General features: G+C 70.7%; 18 protein-coding genes and 1 tRNA gene. 12 read left to right on the forward strand and 7 right to left on the reverse strand.

Annotation, left to right across the window (positions count from 1 at the left end; all coding sequences use genetic code 11):
* Window positions 1-11 precede the first annotated feature (11 nt).
* Together J4557_RS11155 and J4557_RS11160 are read right to left on the reverse strand one after the other, a co-directional pair.
* Complete coding sequence (locus J4557_RS11155; RefSeq protein WP_208266406.1) at window positions 12-1151, reverse strand: ferredoxin reductase; 1140 nt, start codon at window positions 1149-1151, stop codon at window positions 12-14.
* A 215-nt stretch (window positions 1152-1366) separates the two neighbouring features.
* A complete protein-coding gene (locus tag J4557_RS11160; RefSeq protein ID WP_208266407.1) occupies window positions 1367-2119 on the reverse strand; it encodes a DUF427 domain-containing protein in 753 nt (250 codons plus the stop codon).
* 232 nt (window positions 2120-2351) lie between these two features.
* Here J4557_RS11160 and J4557_RS11165 point away from each other — a divergent pair, with 232 nt between their 5' ends.
* The 5 genes from J4557_RS11165 to J4557_RS11185 all read left to right on the forward strand — a co-directional run bounded on the left by J4557_RS11165 (window position 2352) and on the right by J4557_RS11185 (window position 7330).
* Entirely contained in the window at window positions 2352-3554 is a 1203-nt protein-coding gene (locus tag J4557_RS11165; protein ID WP_208266408.1) for an efflux RND transporter periplasmic adaptor subunit, read from the forward strand.
* Window positions 3551-4357 (forward strand): ABC transporter ATP-binding protein, encoded by an 807-nt coding sequence (locus J4557_RS11170; RefSeq protein ID WP_307799645.1) that lies wholly within the window; start codon window positions 3551-3553, stop codon window positions 4355-4357. Before J4557_RS11165 ends, J4557_RS11170 begins: the two co-directional genes overlap by 4 nt.
* On the forward strand, window positions 4354-5670 hold the full coding sequence (locus J4557_RS11175; protein WP_208266409.1) for an ABC transporter permease: 1317 nt from the start codon (window positions 4354-4356) through the stop codon (window positions 5668-5670). Before J4557_RS11170 ends, J4557_RS11175 begins: the two co-directional genes overlap by 4 nt.
* A gap of 576 nt (window positions 5671-6246) precedes the next feature.
* Window positions 6247-6849, forward strand: coding sequence for a single stranded DNA-binding domain-containing protein (locus J4557_RS11180; RefSeq protein ID WP_208266410.1), 603 nt, complete (start codon window positions 6247-6249; stop codon window positions 6847-6849).
* Between the two features lie 22 nt (window positions 6850-6871).
* A complete protein-coding gene (locus tag J4557_RS11185; protein ID WP_208266411.1) occupies window positions 6872-7330 on the forward strand; it encodes a hypothetical protein in 459 nt (152 codons plus the stop codon).
* A gap of 274 nt (window positions 7331-7604) precedes the next feature.
* Here the strand turns inward: J4557_RS11185 and J4557_RS11190 are convergent, their stop codons facing one another.
* Window positions 7605-9086: an MDR family MFS transporter gene (locus J4557_RS11190; protein WP_208266412.1), complete on the reverse strand. Its 1482-nt coding sequence runs from the start codon at window positions 9084-9086 to the stop codon at window positions 7605-7607.
* Window positions 9087-9188: 102 nt separating this feature from the next.
* Here J4557_RS11190 and J4557_RS11195 point away from each other — a divergent pair, with 102 nt between their 5' ends.
* The 5 genes from J4557_RS11195 (at window position 9189) to J4557_RS11215 (ending at window position 13300) form a co-directional block, all read left to right on the forward strand.
* On the forward strand, window positions 9189-9986 hold the full coding sequence (locus J4557_RS11195; RefSeq protein WP_208266413.1) for a TetR/AcrR family transcriptional regulator C-terminal domain-containing protein: 798 nt from the start codon (window positions 9189-9191) through the stop codon (window positions 9984-9986).
* A gap of 44 nt (window positions 9987-10030) precedes the next feature.
* Window positions 10031-11557 (forward strand): alpha/beta hydrolase, encoded by a 1527-nt coding sequence (locus tag J4557_RS11200; RefSeq protein WP_307799647.1) that lies wholly within the window; start codon window positions 10031-10033, stop codon window positions 11555-11557.
* An 82-nt stretch (window positions 11558-11639) separates the two neighbouring features.
* A tRNA-Thr gene (locus J4557_RS11205) sits at window positions 11640-11715 on the forward strand.
* 147 nt (window positions 11716-11862) lie between these two features.
* Window positions 11863-12576 carry a hypothetical protein gene (locus tag J4557_RS11210; protein ID WP_208266414.1) on the forward strand — a complete coding sequence of 238 codons (714 nt, stop codon included), beginning with the start codon at window positions 11863-11865 and terminating at the stop codon, window positions 12574-12576.
* A gap of 127 nt (window positions 12577-12703) precedes the next feature.
* Window positions 12704-13300, forward strand: coding sequence for a GNAT family N-acetyltransferase (locus J4557_RS11215; protein ID WP_307799649.1), 597 nt, complete (start codon window positions 12704-12706; stop codon window positions 13298-13300).
* Window positions 13301-13397: 97 nt separating this feature from the next.
* On the opposite strand, the gene J4557_RS11220 is transcribed toward J4557_RS11215, so the two are convergent.
* From J4557_RS11220 to J4557_RS11235, 4 genes are all read right to left on the reverse strand, one after another.
* On the reverse strand, window positions 13398-15674 hold the full coding sequence (locus J4557_RS11220; protein ID WP_208266415.1) for an ATP-binding protein: 2277 nt from the start codon (window positions 15672-15674) through the stop codon (window positions 13398-13400).
* Between the two features lie 339 nt (window positions 15675-16013).
* A complete protein-coding gene (locus J4557_RS11225) occupies window positions 16014-16901 on the reverse strand; it encodes a terpene synthase family protein (protein ID WP_208266416.1) in 888 nt (295 codons plus the stop codon).
* Window positions 16902-17037: 136 nt separating this feature from the next.
* Entirely contained in the window at window positions 17038-18339 is a 1302-nt protein-coding gene (locus tag J4557_RS11230) for a cytochrome P450 (protein WP_208266417.1), read from the reverse strand.
* A gap of 530 nt (window positions 18340-18869) precedes the next feature.
* Window positions 18870-20102 carry a glycosyltransferase 87 family protein gene (locus tag J4557_RS11235; protein WP_208266418.1) on the reverse strand — a complete coding sequence of 411 codons (1233 nt, stop codon included), beginning with the start codon at window positions 20100-20102 and terminating at the stop codon, window positions 18870-18872.
* A gap of 133 nt (window positions 20103-20235) precedes the next feature.
* Here J4557_RS11235 and J4557_RS11240 point away from each other — a divergent pair, with 133 nt between their 5' ends.
* Window positions 20236-21363, forward strand: coding sequence for a sensor histidine kinase (locus tag J4557_RS11240; protein ID WP_208266419.1), 1128 nt, complete (start codon window positions 20236-20238; stop codon window positions 21361-21363).
* Window positions 21360-22007, forward strand: a complete 648-nt coding sequence (locus J4557_RS11245) for a response regulator (protein ID WP_208266420.1) — start codon at window positions 21360-21362, stop codon at window positions 22005-22007. Before J4557_RS11240 ends, J4557_RS11245 begins: the two co-directional genes overlap by 4 nt.
* Window positions 22008-22065: the final 58 nt, after the last annotated feature.

The raw sequence follows: 22065 nt of genomic DNA on the forward strand, positions 1-22065 counted from the left end.
GGCGGTCCCTTTCAGAGTTCGATGTCGACGGGGCCGGCGGCGGCCGAGACGCAGGTCTGGACGATCTGGCCCTCCTCGCCGTGCACCTCGCCGGTGCGCAGGTCGCGGACCCGCCCGGAGCGGAGGCGGCCGACGCAGCTGTAGCAGATGCCCATCCGGCAGCCGCTCGGCAGCAGCGCGCCGGCGCGCTCGCCGGCGTCGAGGAGAGGGGTGCTCCCGTCGGCGTCGGTCTCGACGCCGCTCTCGGTGAACCGGACGCGCCCGCCCTCGCCGCCGGTGCCGGCGGCCGGCGCGAGCCGGAACCGCTCGACGCGCAGCCGGTCCTCGACCCCGGCGGCGCGCCAGTGCTCCGCGAGGTCGTCGAGCATCCCGGAGGGGCCGCAGGCCCAGGTGTCCCGTTCCGGCCAGTCGGGGCAGAGGCCGGCGATGCCGGACGGGGCGAGGCGGCCGTCGGCGGACGTGTGCCGCTCGTGCAGCCGTATCCCCGGCATCGTCCGCAGCTCGCCGCCGAAGATGACGTCGCCGGCGTGCCGGTCGGAGTGGACGAGGACGACGTCGGGCGCGTTCCCGGCGGCGGCGAGGTGCCGGAGCATCGCCATGACCGGCGTGATCCCGCTGCCCGCAGTGACGAACAGCAGCCGGGGCGGCACCGGCGACGGGAGCGTGAAGTCGCCGTCCGCCTCGCCGAGCCGGACGATCGCGCCCGGACGGATCCGGTGCACGAGGTGCGCGGACACGAAGCCGTCCCGGCCCGCCTTGACCGTGATCGTGATGCGGCCGTCCGGCCGGGGCGGGGACGACAGCGAGAACGTCCGCCAGTGCCGGACGCCGCCGATGTCCACGCCGATCTTCACCCACTGGCCGGGGCGGTGCCCGCGCCAGGCCGTCCCGGGCCTGATCAGCAGGGTGGCGGCGCCGGGCGCCTCGTGCCGCACCGCCTCGACGCGTCCGCGCGGTTCGGCGGTGGACCACAGCGGGTTGAGCAGGCCGAGGTAGTCCTCCGGCAGGAGCGGCGTCGTCAGCAGGCGCGCGGCGGCGGCGAGCCGGCCGCCCGGTGCCGACCGGCGTCCGGCCGCTCCGGGCCGGCGTCCGGCCGCGGTCCGCGACCCGGCCGCGGACCGTTCCGGCCGTGCTGAGAGTGCAGGGGTCAAGGGTGCCTCCCCGTCGGCTTAACTTACGCCTTAGTAACCTACGGTTACGTAGCCGTAGGGTCGCAAGTCCCGCCGAGAGAAAGCGACAGGCATCACACCATCGCATGATGTTCCATCCGATGGTGTAATGCCCGCTGACAACTTCCGCGCCCGGATGTGGCCTGGCCGCTAACCCTTCTCAGCCGGGTGACGAGACCGTCCGGGACCGCCCCCGCTCAGAAACGCGACTTCGGCCGCTCCTGCAGCACCCCGTCCACGTAGATGTCGACCTTCTCGCTGTAGAAGCAGACCAGCCCGGCCACCTTGCGGGACTCCTCCAGCGGCGTGGGGTACGACCAGGCGAGATCCTCGTGGACCTTGCCGTTCGCCCGCACCGACCAGTACTCCGCCGTCCCCTTGTAAGGGCAGTGGGTGGCGGTGTCCGTGTGCTCCAGCAGATCCATCCGGACGTGCGTCTTCGGCAGGTAGTACCGCACCGGAAGACCCGTCTCGAACAGCAACCTGGGGCTGGACGACTCCGCCACCGTCACACCGTCCACCTCCACGCGCACGCGCCGGGAACTCGCCAGCACGTCCACCCGCGTGTACGGGTTGCGAGGATGGACGAACACCTCCTCGTCCTCCTCGAACCAGGCGTCCATGGCGCCCCAGTCCAGCCGGACGAGCCCGCGCAGCTCCTCGACCGGCGACTCCAGGTAGCGGACCGCCGCGCCCGGGGCCTCGGCACCGTCCACCTTCACCGTGTACGCCGTGGCGTCGCCGCGGCTCGGCGAGCGGTCGCCCGAACCGTCCTCGACGAGCTCGGCCCGCACGTCCGCCGCCGGAATGTAGTAGGTGGGGTAGTAGGGGATCTCCCATACGAGAACCGGCGCGATGGTGTCGGCCACCAGGTTGCCGCCGAGGTACGCCCGGATGCGCTTGCCGCCCTGCTCGATGCGGACGCGGGTCCGCTCCTTCGCTGCACTCATGACTGGGCCAACCGCCCCTGCGACGCCCCTATTTCGACCGCATGCGGTCGCCGCCCATCCGGCGCCGCCATTTCGACGGCAGGCGACCGCCGCCCATCCGGCGCCGCGACGCGGGAGGGCGACCCTTGTACCTGCCCGCATGAGCCCGTCCCGTCACACCGGTCCCGGCTCTCTCATCCAATTCTCATATTCACCTCACGAGAGCCCCATCCGCGGCCAAGAGCCTTCTCGCATGAATTGGCCGTTCCAACGCCGGACCACGCTCATCAACGGCGCCCTCGGCGTGCTGCTGGTGGCCGGGGCCGGCACCGCATACCTCACCCTCGGCGACGGAGGTGACGGCGCCGCGGCGGCCACCCGGGTCACGCGGGTGGAGCGCGGCACGGTGTCGGCGTCGGTGTCGGCGTCCGGCTCGGTGGAGAGCGCACGCAGCCGCGACCTGTCGTTCGCCACGTCCGGCACGGTCGCCAAGATCTACGTCAAGGCGGGCCAGAAGGTCGTCGCCGGCGCGGTCCTCGCCCGGCTCGACCAGACCGAGGCGCTCGAGAACATCGACGAGGCCAAGGCCAACCTGGAGGCCGCCGAGGGCGGCGACACCACGTCCGCCAAGGGCTACGCCGGCTACCTGCAGGTGAAGAACGCCTACAACTCCGCGCTGCGCGCTTACCAGGGCACCGTCCTCAAGGCGCCGTTCGCCGGCACCGTCACCGCCGTCAACGGAACCGTCGGCGGCAGCTCCGGCGGGTCCGGGTCGTCCTCGTCGGGATCCGGCTCCTCCGGTTCCGCGTCGTCCGGCGCGGGGACGTCGGGCGGCGGCGGGTCGGGTTCGTCGTCCTCGTCGTCGTCGGGTTCGTCGTCCTCGTCCGGGTCCGGGTTCATCGAACTCGTCGACACCAAGCACCTCCAGCTCGAGGGCGACTTCACCGAGGCCGACACCACCAAGCTCAAGGTCGGCCAGACCGCGTCCATCACCTTCGACGCCCTCACCGGCACGACCGCCACCGGCAAGATCACCTCGATCGGGCTGTCCCCGACCACCACCGACAACGTGGTGAAGTTCCCCGCGACGATCTCGCTCACCAAGGTCCCGTCCGGCGTCCGGCTCGGCCAGACCGCCACTGTCGAGATCACCACCGCCTCCGCCGAGGATGTCCTCTACGTGCCGACCGCCGCCGTCAGGACCGCCGGCGGGCAGAGCACCGTCACCGTCGTCCGCAACGGCAAGCAGAGCACCGTCACCGTCGAGACCGGCGTGAAGGGCGACCAGGGCACCGAGATCACCTCCGGCCTCAACGAGGGCGACCAGGTCGTCGTCACCTCCACCGGCACCGGGACGAGCGGCACCACCCAGCGCGGCGGCTTCCCCGGAGGCGGCGCCGGGCCCGCCGGCGGCCTCGGCGGCGGCGCACCCGGCGGCGGCGGGGGCCGCAGGTGATCCCCGCCGCCCGGCAGGACGCCCCCGAGCCCGTCCTCAGCATCCGCGACGTCAGCAAGGTCTACGGGGAGGGCGACACCGCCGTGCACGCGCTGCGCGGCGTCACCCTCACCGTCGAACCCGGCGACTACGTCGCGATCATGGGCGCGTCGGGGTCCGGCAAGTCCACCCTGATGAACATCATCGGCTGCCTGGACGTCCCGACCGCCGGCCGCTACCTCCTCGACGGCATCGACGTCGGCGCCCTCGACGAGCGCCGCCTCGCCATCCTCCGCAACCGCCGCATCGGCTTCATCTTCCAGTCCTTCAACCTCATCCCCCGGATGACCGCGCAGGCCAACGTGGAACTCCCGCTCGCCTACGGCGGCGTCAAGGGCCCCGAGCGCCGCCGCCGCGCCCTCGCCGCACTCCGCGAGGTCGGCCTCGCCGACCGCACCCGGCACGAGCCCAACGAGCTGTCCGGCGGCCAGCAGCAGCGCGTCGCCGTCGCCCGCGCCCTCGTCACCGCCCCCACCCTCCTGCTCGCCGACGAACCCACCGGCGCCCTCGACAGCGGCTCCACCGCCGACGTCCTCGCCGTCTTCGACCGGCTGAGCCTCGCCCGCCGCACCATCGTCGTCATCACCCACGAGGACGACGTCGCCGCGCACGCCAAACGCGTCGTCCGGCTCGTCGACGGGCGCGTGGTCGACGACGTCCGCCGCGCCCCCGTCACCGGCCCGCCGCCCGCCGCGTCCTGGACCGCGCCCGCCGCGTCCTGGACCGCGGAGGGCGCGTCGTGGAACCCGGAGGGCGCCCGGTGAGCCCCCTCGAGATCCTGCGGTTCGCGCTGCGCGGGCTGTCCGCCAACAAGCTGCGCAGCTCCCTGACCACCCTCGGCATCCTCATCGGCGTCGGCGCCGTGATCCTCCTCGTCGCCGTCGGCAACGGCTCGTCCGAGCAGATCAAGAAGAGCATCCAGCGGCTCGGCGCCGACTCCCTCACCGTCACGAAGTCGACGACCGGTGGCGGCGGCGGACGCGGCGGCTTCGGCGGCGGCCCGGGCGGGAACGCCGGCGGAGGCGGCTTCGGCGGGTTCGGCGGCTCCGGCGCCGGTTCCGGTGAGAGTTCCGGCCCCCGGACCCAGGCCCACGACCTCACCACCCAGGACGCCGCCGCCCTCGTCAACGCGGCCGACGCCCCGTCCGTCAAGAGCGCTTCCCCGGTCGTGACCAGCCAGTCCGTCACCGCCGGCTACGAGGGCACCAGCGCCACCATCAACCAGTTCGTCGGCACCACCCCCACCTACTTCGCCGCCGCGAACAAGACCGTCGCGTCCGGCACCGCGTTCACCACCGCCGACGTCACTGCCGCGAACAAGACCGTCGTCCTCGGCAGCACCACCGCCTCCGACCTGTTCGGACGCGTCAGCCCCCTCGGCAGGAAGATCGACGTCGGCGGCATCCGCTTCACCGTCGTCGGCGTCCTCAAGGCGACCGGTTCGTCCTCGTCCAGCTTCTCCGACCCCGACAGCATCGCGATCGCGCCGCTGCCCGCCGTCCAGGAGACCCTCACCGGCTACGGCGCCCTGAGCCAGATCATCGTCCAGGCCAAGGACAGCGACGCCGTCGACTCCGCGCAGGCCGAGATCACCCAGATCCTCGGGCAGCGGCACGACATCGCCTCGTCCGGCACCGCCGACTTCACCGTCTCCAGCCAGGCCAGCGTCCAGTCCGCGGTCTCCGAGTCGAACAAGACCTTCACCGTCCTGCTCGGCGCCGTCGCCGCGATCAGCCTCCTCGTCGGCGGCATCGGCATCACCAACATCATGCTGGTCACCGTCACCGAACGGACCCGCGAGATCGGCATCCGCAAGGCCATCGGCGCGCCCCGCGGCGCCATCCTCGGCCAGTTCATCGCCGAGGCCACCGTCCTGTCCCTCATCGGCGGCGTCCTCGGCGTCGTCGCGGGCGTCGCCGGCAGCCTCTTCACGATCGTCGGCGTCAAACCCGTCCTGGTGCCGTCGTCGATCGTGCTCGCCCTGGCCGTCTCGGTCGCCATCGGCCTGTTCTTCGGCAGCTACCCGGCCAACCGCGCCGCGAAGCTCCGCCCGATCGAGGCGCTCCGCCATGAGTGACCGACCAAGGAACCGCCCATGACCCGCAGACGCCGCAGACCCGCCCGCCCCGGCCACGCCGCCCCGCCGCCCGACCGCGCCCCGGACGCACCGGGCTCGCGAGCCGAGCCGGGCGACCGCTCGGTGGCGGGACGCGCGGACCCGAGCGGCCTCGCACCGCCCGGAAGCACGCCGCCCGCCCGCGTCCCGGACGCCGGGCGGCGAGGGCAGCCGATGTCATCGGGCTTCGACGGAGAGGAGGCGCGGATGAGCGTTTCAAGGCATGACGAACAAGACCGCGACGCCGAGGGCATCCCCGGCTCGGAGGACCACGTCCGCCCCTGGGCGAGCACGGGCCCCGCACAAGCCCCGGCCCCCTGGCACCCCACACCCCACCCCGAAGCCCCAGCCCAAGCCCAAGCCGCGACACCAAACCAAGCCGCACCCCCAGGCCACGCCGCACCCCCAGCCCAGGCCGGGACGCCGGGCCACGCCGCACCCCCAGACCATGCCGGGGAATTGCCCCCGGGAGACGGCGCGGCGCCGCTGCTGGATCGAGAGGCGGGCCGAGAGCCGGAGCAGGTGCTCGAAAGGCCGATGGGCGACTCCGAACTGCTGGCGAGTTCCCCGTTCGACGGTGACCTCGACGCGGAGCTGGCCGGGAAGCCGGCGAAGCGTTCCCTGCCGGGGCCGACCCTCTACCTGGGCGCCGGGCTGCTCCTCGTCGCCGGTTTCCTCGGCGGTGTCCAAGCGCAGAAATGGACGTCCGACGATTCCGGCTCGCCGGGCGGAGGTCCGGCTGCGGCAGGTGGTTACGGCCGGACGGGCGGGCGTGGCTTCGGCGGCTACGGCGGTGGCTTCCCGGGCCAGGCGGGCGGCGGCGGCACGGGCGCTGAGCAGGGCGGCCGCGACGGGGCCGGCGGCCCCGGCGGCTTCGGCGGTGGTTTCGGCGGCGGCGCCGGAGCGGGCGGCGGCATGACGGTCGGCACCGTCACCAAGGTCGTCGGCGACACCCTCTACCTGCGGACTTCGGACGGCAAGACCGTGAAGGTCAAGACGAGCGGCAGCACCAGGATCAGCGTCACCAAGGACGGCAAGCTCCGCGACCTCGGTTCGGGCGCCACGGTCATCGTGCGCGGCACCACCGGCAAGGACGGCTCGGTGACCGCGACGACCGTCAACCAGGGCACCGGCCGTTGACCACCGATGAGGAGACGATGAGATGAACAAGGCCAGCGCGGGCCGGTTGCTCGGCGGTCTCGCCGTCACCGGAGCCCTGCTGCTCACCGCGGCCTGCGGAGGCGGCGACGGCGGCAAGGCGAACGCGAGTTCCGGCAAGTCCGCCGGCGCGGACCAGATGTCGGCGTTCCGTGCCTGCATGGAGAAGCAGGGCGTCACGATGCCGGACCGCGGCAACCGCCCGAGCGGCGCGCCGTCGGGCCGTCCGAGCGGCGCCCCGTCCGGTGGACCCGGTGGTGCGCCGCCGTCGGGTCGCCCCAGTGGTGCACCGTCGGGTCGTCCGTCGGGCCGTCCCACTGACCGTCCGACGCGCTCGGCGGCGCAGCAGAAGGCCATGCAGGCTTGCGCCTCCCTGGCCCCGCAGGGCGGCCGAGGCGGTTGGGGCGGCCGGCCCGGCAACTCCCCGAACGGAGGCCAGAACTCCGCCGCCCCCGCTTCCTGACCGGCAGCGAACCCCGGCTCGTGCCACCAACGCAGCCCATCCGTCCGTGGAGGGTGGTGCGGGCGGGTCCGTGTAGGAGGGGCTGCCGGTTCAGACGCGCGCACGCGATCCCCCGTAGCGATGCGCGCCGGTGGGGCCCGTCCACCTCCGCGGGCCCCACCGCCCCGTCCGACGTGGGAGCACGTTCCGGCGCCGGCACGGTCGGCGTCGTCCAGCGCGGGCATGGCGCCGCATGCCGCCGCTCGGAAGGGCGCGTGCGGCAGAGCCGAGGGCATCATGACTCCGCTGCCTTCGCCTTTCCAGGGACGGCCAGGATGGGCAGGAGCGCGGCCATGAGGATCGCCGCCGTCCACCAGAAGGTCTCGGTGAAGGCGTTGGTGAGCAGCGTCGGGGTGTCGGCGGTGTGCTGGGACGCGGCCTCGGCGAGGTTGCCGCTGGCGCCGGGGACCTCGTGACGGATGGCGATCTGGAGGACGACGGCCATCACCGCGGTGCCGAACGAGCTGCCGACCCGAATCAGGATGTTGGCGCCCGTGGTCGCCGCGCCCACGGCCTCGCGGGGGAGTCCCTGGTAGCTCGCCGCCATCAGGGACGGGGCGATCATGCCGTGCCCGAGCCCGACGACGAACATCGCGCCCATGATGAAAGCCCGCCCCGTCGTGGGATCGAGCGTGGTCAGGCCGAGCGTGCCGATCAGGACGATCGCAGCGCCGCCCGCGGCGATCCAGTGGCCGCCGAACCGGTCGACCAGCCGTCCGGCCACCGACATGGTGATCATCGCGCCGGCGCCCATCGGGGCGAGCAGCCATCCCGAGTCCAGCGCGGACTCGCCCCGGACGATCCGGGCGAACAGCGGGATGAGGATCATCAGCCCGAACACGGACGCGCTGTAGAGGAAGAACCCGCCGGTGGCGGTGGTGAAGGCACGGGTGCGCAGGAGGCGGAGTTCGATGAGCGCTCCTTCGCGCTTGCGGAGCGCGTGCAGGGCGAAGGCGATCACCAGGGCGGCGCCGGCGATGACGCTGGTGAGGAAGCGGGCGCCGGTGAGGCTGCTGCCGTTCCCGGCCTCGGACAGCCCGTACACGAGGGCGGCGAGCCCGGGCGACAGGAGGAGGATGCCGAGCACGTCGAGCCGCGCGTCCGCGTCGCGCTCGGTGTCGCGCGGCAGCATCCGGACGGCCGCCAGCAGCGCCGCGGCGCAGAGGGGGATGTTGACGTAGAACATCCAGCGCCAGCTCAGGTGGTCGACGATCGCGCCGCCGAGCAGCGGGCCGAGCACCGGGGCGAGCATCGCGGGCACGGAGACGATGCTCATCACCCGTCCCATCCGGCTCGGCCCGGCCTCCCGGACGAGCATCGTCTGGCCGACGGGCATCAGCATGCCGCCGCCCAGGCCCTGCAGGACCCGGAACACGATGAGCGACGGCACCGACCAGGCCAGCCCGCACAGCAGTGAGCCGCCGATGAACAGGCCGAGCGAGACCAGCCACATGGTCCGGGCCCCGAACCGCCGCACCGACCAGCCGGTCATCGGGATCGCCATGGACAGCGCCAGGGTGTAGCCCGTCACGACCCACTGGATGGTCGACAGCGAGGTGTCGAAGTCCTTGCCGAGCGCGGTGATCGCGACGTTGACGATCGTGCTGTCGAGCACCGTCATGACCACGCCGAGCACGACGACGATCGCCAGGTTGCGCAGATGTGGATCGATGCCCGTCTCCGCCTCGGGCGGGGGTGCCTTCTGGGTCGCGATCACGATCGGTCCTCTCGTTTCCGTACGCCGTATCGGTCACACCGTACACCGTCTCGATTGCTCTGTACACCGTATCGATACGCCGTAGCGGTTAGGATCGCTGGCGTGGCAGAGAGCAGTGAGCCGCCCGAGCGCGCAGAACGGGCCGCGAGGGGCGAGCGCGGAGAGCGGGCCGAGCGTCGCGAACGGACCCGTCCCAACGACATCTGGGCACGTCCGCGCGGTGGCCGGCGTCCGAAGCTGACGCGTGAGGCGATCGTCGACAAGGCCGTCGAGATCGCCGACGCCGAGGGGCTGGAGGCGGTCTCCATCCGCCGGGTCGCGAGCGAGCTCGGCGTGCGCGCCATGAGCCTCTACACGCACATCGAGGCGAAGGAGGACCTCCTCGACCTGATGTACGACGTGGTCGCCGTGGAGGTCCTGGTCGAGGACGGGCTGCCGGACGACTGGCGCGAGGCGATGATCGCGATCACGCGGAAGGAGCGCGCCGCCGGCCTCCGGCATCCCTGGATGTTCGAGCTGGCCGGCCGGTCGCCGCGGGTCGGGCCGAACGGGCTGCGGCACGCGGAGCAGTCGATGGCCGCCGCGGCCAGGCTCACCGACGACCCCGAGGAGATGCTGGCCATCGTCACGACCGTCGACCACTACATGCTCGGTTTCGTCCTGCGTGAACAGCGGCTTCGCGAGATGGGGACGACGGCCTTGGGCGAGGCGCGGCAGAGCGTGCTGGAGCAGGCGTACATCGCCGAACTCCTGGAGAGCGGGCAGTTCCCGCACCTCAGGTCGGTCCTCGACACCGGGCTCTACAACCAGGAGGATTTCGACCTAGGGCTCAAATGGCTGCTCGACGGCATCGAACACGATCACCGAGGGAAGTGGCCCTCGACCAGCAGTCCGACGTAGCGTAGGCGCCGGGGTACGTGCCGCTACGACGAGACGGGGTCCAGGTGCGGGCAGCGAGATACATCGGCGTGGCCATGGCGGCGACGCTGGCGGCGGCGACCGGGTGCAGCGGCGGCGACGGCGGCGGGGGCCGCGAGGCGACGGCCGCGACATCGCCGGGCACCGCGCCGTCCGGGCTCGGCGCCTTCTACGGCCAGAAGCTGGACTGGAAGAGCTGCGGCGGCGGGTTCCAGTGCGCCACCGCGCAGGTCCCGCTGGACTACGCGAAGCCGTCCGGCGAGAAGGTCGGCATCTCCATGATCCGGCTCCCCGCCCAGGACAAGTCCGCCCGGATCGGCTCGCTGTTCACCAACCCGGGCGGTCCGGGCGGTTCCGGTGTGGACTTCGTCCGCCAGGCCGCCTCGAGCTTCGGGGCCGACCTGCGCAAGCGCTTCGACATCGTCGGCTTCGACCCGCGCGGCGTGGGCGCCAGCGACCCCGTCCGCTGCAACACCGGGCCGCAGCTCGACGGCTTCTTCGCCGCCGACTCCTCGCCGGACGACAAGCAGGAGACCGACGCCTTCGCGGGGCTGAGCAAGCAGTTCGCGAACAACTGCAAGGGCAAGGCGTCCGCCGAGCTCCCCTACGTGGGCACGAAGGACGCCGCCCACGACATGGACATCCTCCGCGCCGCCGTAGGCGACTCCAAGTTCACCTACTACGGCGCGTCCTACGGCACCTACCTCGGCGCCATCTACGCGGAGGAGTTCCCGAAGAACGTCCGTGCCCTCGTACTGGACGGCGCCGTAGACCCCAAGGAGTCCGCGATCGGCACCCTGGTGGAGCAGTCCAAGGGGTTCGAGACGGCCTTCCGCGCGTTCGCCGAGGACTGCGTGAAGTCGGCCGGCTGCCCCCTGGGGACGTCCACGAGCGAGGCCGAGAAGAACCTCACCGCCTTCATGGCCAAGACCGACAAGACCCCGCTGGCCAACACGCGCGACTCGCGGAAGGTCACCGAGTCCCTCGCCGTCATGGGCATCGCCACCGCCTTGTACCTCAAGGACTACTGGCCCCTCCTGCGCCAGGCCCTGAGCCAGGCCATGCAGCAGGGGAACGGGACGCTCCTCCTGGCGCTCGCCGACCAGATGGTCGAGCGCAAGCCGAACGGCACCTACAGCAACCAGACGGACGCCAACATGGCCGTCAACTGCATCGACAAGCCCAACCCGCCGACGCTCGCCGCGTATGGCCAGGCCGCCGACCAGGCCAAGAAGGCCGCCCCCCACTTCGGCCCCTTCGTCGTCTGGGGCGGGCTTCCCTGCATTTACTGGCCCGTCCAGCCGAAGCAGCAACCCCAGGCCGTGCATGCCAAGGGCGCCCCGCCCATCGTCGTCATCGGCACCCTCCGCGACCCCGCCACCCCGTACAAGTGGGCGCAGAGCCTCGCCAAGCAGCTCGACTCCGGCGTCCTCCTCTCCCTGGACGGCGACGGGCACACCGCCTACCTGCAGGGCAACGCCTGCATCACCAAGGCCACCGACACCTACCTGCTCACCACGGAGCCGCCGAAGAACGGGAAGCTCTGCCGCTGACCGGGGCCGTGCCGCGGATTAACCAGTGCACATCCACCCCCGCGGACCCGGTAGACTGCATCCAGCCGTGTTCGCACGGCGCGCCGCCTTAGCTCAGTCGGCAGAGCGATTCACTCGTAATGAATAGGTCATCGGTTCGATTCCGATAGGCGGCTCCATCTCGAAGGCCCCTTCCGATCACTCGGAAGGGGCCTTTCGCTAACGGGCCTGCTAACAGCAGCGTCCATACCGCTTCGTTCATGACCCGCGGCTAGATGTCGCCCACTGGACGGGCACACTGTGCGAGCTCACGCGTTGCTTGGTCCATGACTGTCTGGGACGGTGGACTGATCGACTCATCCGGCTCCGTACGCGGCATCGTCCGCAAGGTCTGGCGGACGATGCCGGTCCGAAGCCGTCGCCGTACCGATTCGAGGGCCTACGTGTGGCAAGAGCTGGACGCTGCTGTAGCCGCGAAGCTGTCCGTGGTCTCTGTCGAAGAACGCACCGTCTTTGCCGCCGGGGTCGCCGAGCGGCTGTTGCAGGCCCACGAAGCGCTGCCGGCCGAAGACCAGTCTGAGTTCACCCTTGGACTGCGGCCGCAGCTGAACGCGGTGTGGGACGGAGCCCTCGGCGACCAGACCGCTTTCCAGGCGATCAAGCAGGCGCTCGGCACCTACTATCTGAGCGAGTTCTGCCACAACGATGGGCAGAACGGCCCCGGGGACGCAGACGAGCCTGCGGCGGCCGCCGTGCTGTACGCGGCGGAGGCCTACATGCACGGCTGCGTTGACTTCGCGGTCATTGTCAGCGGGCGTGCCGTCGAAGCCGTGGACGAACTCCTCAACGAGGACGACGGCTTCACCGGTGACCCGAACGAAGTCCTCGCCGACGAACTACGCCGCCAGCTCAGGGACCTAGACCTGATCTCCACGTACTCGGGAGAGCTTCGTAGCGCACAACTGGGCCTGACCGTCGACACCACGGCCCGGTTGAACGAGACCCTCCGTCCACTGTTGTCCCGCGCGTACGACCGGTGATGTCCGTCGGAGTTCTGTGGCTTGCCGGGCTTTGAACCGGGCGATCGGTAGACGGTGGTTCGGGGGCCCTCGGCGATGACGGCTTGGCGACGGCGTGCATCCCCCATCTGCCGGTATCGTCCCCTCCGTGGACGATGCGGGGATCGAGGTCTTTGAAGCGAACGAATCGAGCACCTGCCGCCGGGTGACTCTTCGCCACCTCGCCAGCCGTGACCAAGACGAGTTCCTCGCCTTGGTGCACGCCAGCGCGGATCTGCATCACCCATGGGTGTCCCTGCCGTCCACGCCAGAGCAGTACCAGGCTTACCTCGCGCGGTACGCGCAGCCAGACGAAGAGTCCGTGCTGATCTGCGCGCGCGGCAGTGGGGCCATCGCCGGCGTGGTCAACATCAACAGCATCATTCGGGGACGGTTCCAGTCAGGGTCCATCGCCTACGCCGCCTTTGCTCCCACTGCCGGCAAGGGCTACATGACCGAAGGGCTCACGCTGGTGGTGCGCTACGCCTTCGAGCAATTGCGGCTTCACCGGCTCGAAGCGCAGATCCAGCCCGGCAACCACGCCTCTCTCAAGCTGGTCCGACGAGTCGGCTTCCGTCATGAGGGCTGCTCGCCCGAGCTCCTGTACATCGATGGCGCCTGGCGGGACCACGAAAGATGGGCGATCACCAACACCATGATCGACATCACGCCGACACCTCCGCACCCGACGCTGCCGGAGCGCTAGAGCGCCGGGCCGCCGGGCCGCCGGGGCGAACTTCGAAGCTAGGCGTCCGGCCGTCGTCTCCCGTTCGCACCGCTGCCGGCTGTTCGGCTGCGAGCCCTCACTCGTCGGCGCCGCCGTCTGCGGAAGGACGCTTCGCCGCCTCGCTCCGCCCTCTCTCCGTGCCGCGCTGGAACGCCGAGATCACCGTGCGGACCTGCTCAGGACTCCGGCCCTCGAGCGGGTCGGGCTCATCGACCGCGGCCGGTGACTCCTCCTGGAGTTCAGGAGCGAGACTCGTGCCGGGATTGCGGACCGGTAGTCCGCCCGGGGTGGTCACTTCGACGGGCGACTCGGCGACAGGTGCGCGGGCCTCGTCGACGTCGTCGGCGCCCGCGTCGGCCTCGTTCTCCTCGTCGGGCGCAATGCCGTTGTCGGAGCTGTGGACCGCCTTCAGGGCGCGCTCGGGCGGAGCCTCGAGCACTCCGACCGCTGCGCCGGGGGCCGAGCTTCCGCCGGCGGTGGCGACCGCGACCGGGGTGGCCGCCGTGCCGGTCTTGGCGACGGGCCTGGGCGGCGGATCGGTGATCAGGCTGTTCGGCAGCAGCACCACGGCGTCCGCGCCGCGGTACGCATTGCTCTGGACCGTCACCTTGACTCCGTGCGCGCGGGCCCGCTGCGCGACGATGTAGAAGCCGATCCTCACCTTGCCCTCGGGGCTGAGCGCCGAGTCCCACACCTCGGGCGCTTCGGCGAAGAACGCGTTGTGCCGGGCGATCTCTTCTTCGGAGAATCCGTACCCGCGGTCCTGCACGACGACCGCCACACCGTGCGCGACCTGAGTGGTCTCGACCTCCACGACCTTGTCGGAGAACATGAGCGCGTTGTCGATGAGCTCGGCGATGATCGTGACGACGTCCTCGAAGGCGTATCCGACGAGTCCGTAGTCCTGGTAGGTGCCCAACCGCACGCGCTCGTAGGCGTGCGTCTGCCCGATGGCATCGCGCAGCAGCTCATAGAGCGAGACCGGCCTCGTGCCCCCGGAGCGCAGGGCGCGCTTCTCTCCGATGTAGCCGATGTTCCGGGCGTTCTTGAGCGCTCGGACGACGATGGCGTCCAGTCTGAACAGCCGTTGGAGCTCTTCGTCGTTGATGTCGCGGCGCTTCTCCATCTCGGTGATGAGATCGAGAAGCTGGGTCATGAGGGAGTAGGTGCGGTCGCCCAGGTCGCGGATGATGCGGCGGCTGGCGGCTCGCGTGGCGGCCTCCGCCCTGGTGGCCGCCACCAGCTGCCGCACCGTGCGGTTGAAGGTCTGCCCGATCTGGCCGATCTCGTCGGCGCCGAACTCGATGGGGCGCACGTCGGCGTGCTTGCCCTCGCCGATCAGCCGCAGCTGGCCGGGCAGCTCCGCCTCGCCCTCCTGGACCGCCGCGAGCAGGCGCTTGAGTCCTCTGTCCAGCTTCCGCGTCGCGATGAAACCCGTGACGATGGCGGCGATGAGGGCCGCGCCGCCCAGCAGGGCCACGCCCGCCCACTTGGCCAGGACCTGGTAACCGAGCGCGGTGCCCTTGTCGACGACCTCGTTGCCGCCGATGTCGACCGTCCGGTCCATGGCCGTCAGAACCGGTTGCGTGGCCGCCTGCCACTGCACGGGCGTGACGGCCGCCCGCCCCTGGTGCCGAGGCTGCTGCGCCTGCTGCTCGAGTCGCTGGAGGACCGAGTAGGCGGTGCCCTTCTGCAGTTCCTGCAGGCGGCGTCGGTCGGCGTCGGGAAGCTGCGCGGCGGCGTCCTGCTCGGCCTGTGTCCGAAGCGCGACCGTCTGCGCGAACTTGACGTACTCACCTGTCCCGAAGCGACCGTCCGCCAGCACACCCGCCAGGAAGGCGTCCTCGCGCGACAGCATCTCGCGGGCGCGGGTCAGCGCGATGAGGGCCCGACCGTCGGCCGAGATGTCCGGGTCGTCCAGTTCGGCGTTGACGCTGACGATCTGGAAGCCGGCGTCGATCGCGGTGTTGAACCCCTTGGCCGCGGCGTCGCGGGTGATGGTTCCGCTGCTGATCGCCGCGCGCAGGGAGGGCAGGTTGCTGAGCTGGGCGCTGGTCGCCGCGACGGCACGGCGGATCTTGCTGCCGGGCGCATCCTTCGCGGTGCGCCGCCACTCCGCGATGACCTGGTCGGTGTGGGCACGCTGCTGCCGCAGGTCGGCGGCGCTGAGCCCGTGCTTCCGTCCGCCCAGGTAGACGAGGGAGGCGCGCCGCTCGCCCTGCAGGGTCGTGATCAGCGTCTTGGTCGGACGGCCCGCGGTGTTGTCGATCTTGCTGGTCTGGAGCAGGTTGTAGCCCTCGGTCGAGGTGGCCCAGAAGCTGAAGACCCAGAGCGCGACGAGGAGGAACAGCATCAGGGCGATCCGCGATTTCAGCCGGATCTGGCGGTCACGACCCTGCCTTCGGAAAGGCCAAATACGCGGACGCATGAAGTTCCTCATAAGACCGGTGAGCACGGGGTAGGCCGCCCGAGCGGGGGGTGACCCCGTGGCCTCCCGATCGTGGGGAGGCCGGTGCCGTCTCGTCGGGCCGCCGATTACACAGAGGCACCCTAATGACTTCGGAGCACCTAAGCGAGGCGAATCGGCCTCTCGGCTTCTTGCCCCATCGCGCGCAGGGGCGGCCTCTCGAGGCGTCAGCCGGTTGTGCTATATGGCGACCCTGCCGATCGTCTCGGTGGAGATGGCGGAGGCCTATCCGATGTCAGGAAGATCACCCCAGTAGTCGGACTGGGATCCATAGAACTGCTGGCTGAATTTCAGCTGGTGTTCAAGGTAGGCCGCCCCTCGGGGGCAGGTCGCACGGAGCGGCTCCAGCCGGCCGGCGAGGCATCGTACGAGGTCGTCCATGCGGAGCCGGACGGTCGCCTCGTCGGCGCCGAGCCTCAGGGCGTTGAGGTCGTCCCACTCGTTCTCGCGGTCACTGGTGGCGAGGTCGTTCAACAGCCGCAGGATCGATTGGACGGTGCGGCTCGCCTCGCGGAGTTCGGACAGATTCGTCAAGATGACGGGGTCGTCGACGGCGATCCAATGGACCACGTTCACCCAGGCCGAGCCGAAGTTGTCGGCGATGGCCAGGTAGTCGTCCAGAGTCTCCGGCACCGGTCGGGCGGGCGGCCGCCGTTCCCCGCCGCCCTGGTCCGCCCCGGGGGGCCGGTCCGCCCGGCGGAGATGGTCCTTCCATTCCCACTCGAGCGCCATCGCATGAAGCATCCGGCGCAGTTCCTCCCGCCACACCGGCTCCAGTTCGTCGAACGCCGGAGAGGCGGACAGGTCCTCTCGCAGGCATGCGAGCGCCTCACAGAGGGAGTCGCCCTCGGCCGCGGACCCCCCGCCGGCGACTCGCTCGCAGCGCTCGACGATGTCGGCGATCTCGGCTCGCGAGGTCGCCAGATGGTCGACCTGGAAGTCCACGGCGAAGATCCACAGCGAGGTCCGGGCCGCCGCGCGCAGCTGGTCCGCGGTGTAGCCGGGGGCACCGAAAGCGATCGCCTGGGCCAGCCGCGCAGGAACCGGCTCGATCGGCGGGATCCGCAACACCCCCGGGAAGAGCAGCGCGAACCGGCGGAGGTCGTCCTCCACTTCCGCGGCCTCTCGGGCGGTCGCGTCTCCCACCAAGGCTTCCGACACGGCCGCTGATCCCACGGAGGGTTCTTCGCTCACGTACGTCCTTCCGACCGGCGGTACGGGTTGCGGGACGGGATGCCGTTGGGCGTCGTCACCGGCGTGGCGTGAGGATCAGCTCGACCGGTTCGCGGGGCTGGAGGGTCAGCGACAGCTTGGGTCCCACCGGCGCGGCCAGCTCGACACGGTAGTGGCCGAGGATCGCCGCGACGATCAGGGCGGCCTCCTGTCCGAAGAAGGCCTCCCCGAGGCATTGGTGGACGCCGGACCCGAAGGGCACGTAGGCGAGAGGGTGCCGGCTGCGGTTGCGCTCGGGAGTGAACCGGGTGGGGTCGAACCGGTGCGGGTCCGGCCAGACGCTGTCCAGCCGGTGGGTCAGGTAAGGGCTGATCGCCAACGTGGCTCCGGCGGGGACGGCGACGCCGTCGATGACGTCGTCCTCCAAGGCCACACGGGGCACCGCCCAGCCGACCGAGTAGATCCTCAGGACCTCCTTCAGCACCATCTGCGTGTAGTTGAGCTTGCGGATGTGCTCATAGCGCGGACGGTCCCGCCCCACCACGGCGTCGACCTCCCGCACGACCTCCTCGGCCACGTGCGGGTGCTGCGCCAGTGCCACCCACACCCACGACAGGGCGATGGCCGAAGACTCGCTCCCGGCGACGAAAAGGGCGACGATGTCGTCGCAGACCTGCTCGTCGGTCAACGGTGCGCCGTCGGCGCCGACGCCGTTCAGCAGCCGGGTGACCACGTCGTTGCCGTCACCACCGGCGCCGCCGGCGCGCGCCTGGTGGACCACGGGTCGCAGGATCTCGTTCACCGTTCTCGTCGCCGCTTTGAAGGCCCGGTCGCCCGGGACGGGGATCGAGTGCGGCATGAAGGGCATCGCCATCCGCCACAGCAGGCTCCCCATCGCCGTGGCGATCGCGTCTCCCAGCCGGTCCCCCTCCTCGGCCGGAACCAGGCGTCCGAAGAAGAGCGGATCGATGACCCGCTGCACGATGCGCGTCATCTCCCTCCCCGCGTCCACTGGGCGGCCGGTCGCGGCGCGGCGTCCCAGATCCTGGACGGCGCCGAGGATCGAGTCGATCATCTGCTCGCTGGCGGAGCTCAAGTGGCGTGCGGAGAAGGCGGGCTTCAGGATCTCCCGTGAGGCGTGCCACTGGGCGCCCTCGCCGCCGATCCCCTTGCCCGCGAGCCGCCCCAGGGCGTCCCACATCGCCGCCCCGCGCGGGTAGTTGTCGCTCCGGTCGCGCAGGATGTGCTTCAGGTGGTCAGGATGCGACACCAGGAAGGGGCGGAACGGGCCCAGATCCAGCCGGGCGATCGCGCCGTCGGCGTCATGGCCGACCTGTTGCAGCATGTGCAGGGGACCGCCGCGGTGCAGGTCCCTCATCACCTTGCGCAGCGAGACACGGATGGGCTGCCTGGTCTCTGCGGCTCCGTCCCGGGCAGTTGGTCGGGTGACTGTCGACACGTCGCATCCCTCCGAGAAGCAAGGAGATCGGGTCAGGCGTGGCACACGGGGCGGATGGCCGGTGACGGCATCAGGGGCGCGGGACCGAATCGATCGCCGGCGGACGGCTCCGGGTTGTGATCGGTTCGTCCGGACGAGGGTGCACTGGTCGCCTCAACGTCCCCCCAGGCAGAGCGCGAGCGAAATCACCACAAGTAAGTGATCTTGGGAAGAAGTATCACATACCTCTCATTTCACCTCAAGATCACCTATGGTCAGGGTTTCAGCGCCTACCGGTAAGGCGGTGACCTCGGGACACCCTCGGGACCGGCTCCGCAGCGCGGCACTGCAGGAGTCCTGTGTCTCCTGGCGCACGCCGCAGGCGGGTGAGGATGATCGGACGTCCGGCGAGGAGTTCCCCTGTCCGCCATCCGCCAACTCGGCGGGGCGGCGGCTTCGGCCTGGGGGTGTCACAGTCGTTCGCTCTGTTCACCAGCAGTCGGAGGAGTAGTGACAACGCCGCCGTGAAGGGCATGGTCTTCCCTGTGCGTTGAATTGTGGATTATCGGAATATCCGGCGCCTCGTCGACGAGGTTCTGGAGGGTGAGTCCTGAACGTGGATCAGTTCGTAGGCGGACGGTCATGTGGATGAGGAAGTACAGGCCGGCAATGAGGTAGCAGTTGGCTACCGGTGTCAAGAGATGGAGGCCGTATTCGCGCGGGTCTCCGTTATGGGGTGTCCACCACAAGGGGGACAGCACGAAGATGACGCAGCCGGCCAATGCGGTCTTCCGGCGTTCGTCGCGCAATAGGACGGCCAGGACCGGGACGATCCACACCCAGTGATGCGCCCAAGAAATGGGGGAGACGAGCAGGCCGGTCGTGCCCGTGACCGCGGTAGCGCTCAGCCAGTCGCCGCGCCTCGCCCAAAGTGCGGCGATCGCGAGGCCGAAAACGCCGATGGTCAGCGGGATGGCGGTATACCAGCTGCCTATCTCGTCTGTGCCATGGAGTATGCGGGCCAACGTTCCATAGGGGGACTGGTTGCTGATGTACGTGACGCCGACGCGGGACGTGTCGAAGAAGGTGTGCAGCCAGTAGATGCGGGACGCGTCCGGCGCGATCGCGCAGGCGAGCAAGGTGCAGACGGCGAAGGCGGCAAGGGCAGTGACGGCGTCCTTGGTCCTTCTCGCGAGCAGGAGCAGGACGATGAAGACGGCCGGTGTCAGCTTGATCGCGGTGGCGATGCCGATGCCGATCCCGGCCGGACGGCCGAGGGACGCTCGGTGCATGTCGGCGAGGACGAGGGCCAAGAGGAAGAGGTTGACCTGGCCGAGGAAGAAGGAGTGCCAGACGGGTTCCAGAAGAAGGCCGGCGGTCACGACCGCGACGAGGGGCGGGCGGCGGCCGGCCAGTTTCGCGGTCGAGGCGCAGGCCCAGATGAGGGCCCCGAACGCGGCCGATTGCCACAGCATCCGGGCGAGGGTGAGCGGCAATGCGGCGAGAGGTGCGAACGACGCCGCCATGAAGGGGGTGTTGGTGAACCAGAGGCCGGCGATGCGCTCCTGGTAGAGGCGGGAGCCGTCCGTGACGACGTGTCCTCCCAGCCAATAGATGCGGAAATCGAGCGAGTCGTACATCGCCGAGAAGAGCGCGATTCCGAGGGTCTCGAAGGCCAGTATGAACAGCGCCCAGCGTTTCATGGAGACAACGGTGCCGACGGCGCGGCGGCCGGGCATCGGGCCGCCGAACACACTTATCGCGGTTGTCCACAGCCTGGAGGATTACGCCTGCGGGCCAATGTGCGGGGTGGCGGGCGAAGGTTACGATCAGCGCATGTCAGCCCTGCCGTGGCGTCGAGCGCGCCGAGTCGCCGGCGCGCCCCTGGCCTGGAGCGGGGCCGTCCTCTATCCCGGCGTCCTGTACCTGACGGTGTCCCCGCCGGTGTTCCCCGACCAGGCGGACGTGCTTCTGTCGGTCGGTCTCACGGCACTGGTCATGGCCTTGCTGAGGCGCCGCCCGCTGGTGGCCCATGGGCTCCTGCTCCTCGCGTGGATCATCGCCCTCATGCAGACGCGGAACGGGGTGATCGCCGGCCTGGAGTTGGTGCTCACCGATCTCGCGGTGGGGTACATCGCGGCGACACGTGAGCGAAGGCTCTCAGCCCCCGTCGCCGTCGTCACCTGTTTGCTGCAGGTCCTGTCCGTCCTCGCCTGGCTGTCCGCGGACAGGGTGCTTCACATCACCGTCGTCCTGGCGATGGCCGTGACCTGGATGACGGGGAACTCCGTACGGGCGCGGCGCGCGCACACGGGGATGCTTCGCGAGCAGGCCACGGCGCAGGCCGTCGCGGCCGAACGGCTCCGGATCGCCCGCGAGCTGCACGACATGGTCGCGCACAGCATCGGCATCATCGCGATCCAGGCCGGCGTGGGCGGGCGGGTGATCGACACGCAGCCGGCGGAGGCGCGCAACGCGCTCGACGCGATCGAGGTGACCAGCCGCGACACCCTGTCCGGACTGCGCAGGATGCTCACCGCCCTCCGCCGGGACGACCCGGGCGCCGCTCCGCTCGGTCCCGCCCCCGGCCTGGCCGATCTCGACCGCCTGGCCGCTGCGACGATGGACGCGGGCGTCGAGGTCGAGGTCCGGAGGGTGGGAGAGCCGCGGCCGCTCCCGCCGGACGTCGACCTCTCCGCCTACCGGATCGTCCAGGAGGCGGTCACGAACGTCGTCCGCCATGCGGGCACCGACCGCTGCCGGGTGACGATCGACTATCGGGACGAGGAGCTGACCGTCGAGATCGACGACGACGGCAGCGGCGGCGTGGTCGGTGCCGGCTACGGGATCGTCGGGATGCGGGAGCGCGTCGCGCTGCTGCGCGGCGACTTCACCGCCGGGCCGCGTCCCCGTGGCGGGTTCCGGGTGGCGGCGAGCCTCCCCCTGCCGGCGGCGGTGGCATGACGATCCGCATCGTGCTGGCGGACGACCAGCCGTTGATCCGCACCGGCCTGCGCGTCCTCATGGCCGACACCCCCGACATGGAGATCGTCGGCGAGGCCGGGACGGGCGCCGAGGCGGTCGCACTGGTGGAGGAGACCCGCCCCGACATCGTCGTGATGGACATCCGGATGCCCGACATGGACGGCATCGAGGCGACCCGGCGGATCAAGACGGCGCACGTCCTGATGCTGACCACGTTCGACGACGACGAGTACGTCTACGGCTCGCTCAGGGCGGGCGCCAGCGGGTTCCTCGTCAAGGACATGGCGCTGGAGGAGATCCTGGCGGCCATCCGCGTCGTCGCGAACGGGGAGGCCCTGATCGCGCCGAGCGTCACCAAGAAGCTGATCGAGGAGTTCGCGGCGCGTCCGGAACCGGCGCCGAGGCCGCCGCGTTCCGCCGAGGGCGTCACCGAGCGCGAGCGCGAGGTCCTGATCCTGGTCGGGCGCGGCCTGTCCAACCAGGAGATCGCGGCGGAGCTGGTCATCAGCGTGGCGACGGCCAAGGCGCACGTCGCGCGGCTGCTCGCCAAGCTCGGTGCGCGCGACCGCGTCCAGCTCGTCATCATCGCCTACGAGCTGGGTCTGGTCAGGCCGTCCGGGTGAGGCGGGCTCTGGTCAGGCCGTCCGGGTGAGGCGGCCGGGGGCTTTCGGCCTCCGCTCG

The sequence above is a fragment of the Actinomadura nitritigenes genome (genome assembly GCF_017573545.1).
GTDB classification, from domain to species: domain Bacteria; phylum Actinomycetota; class Actinomycetes; order Streptosporangiales; family Streptosporangiaceae; genus Spirillospora; species Spirillospora nitritigenes.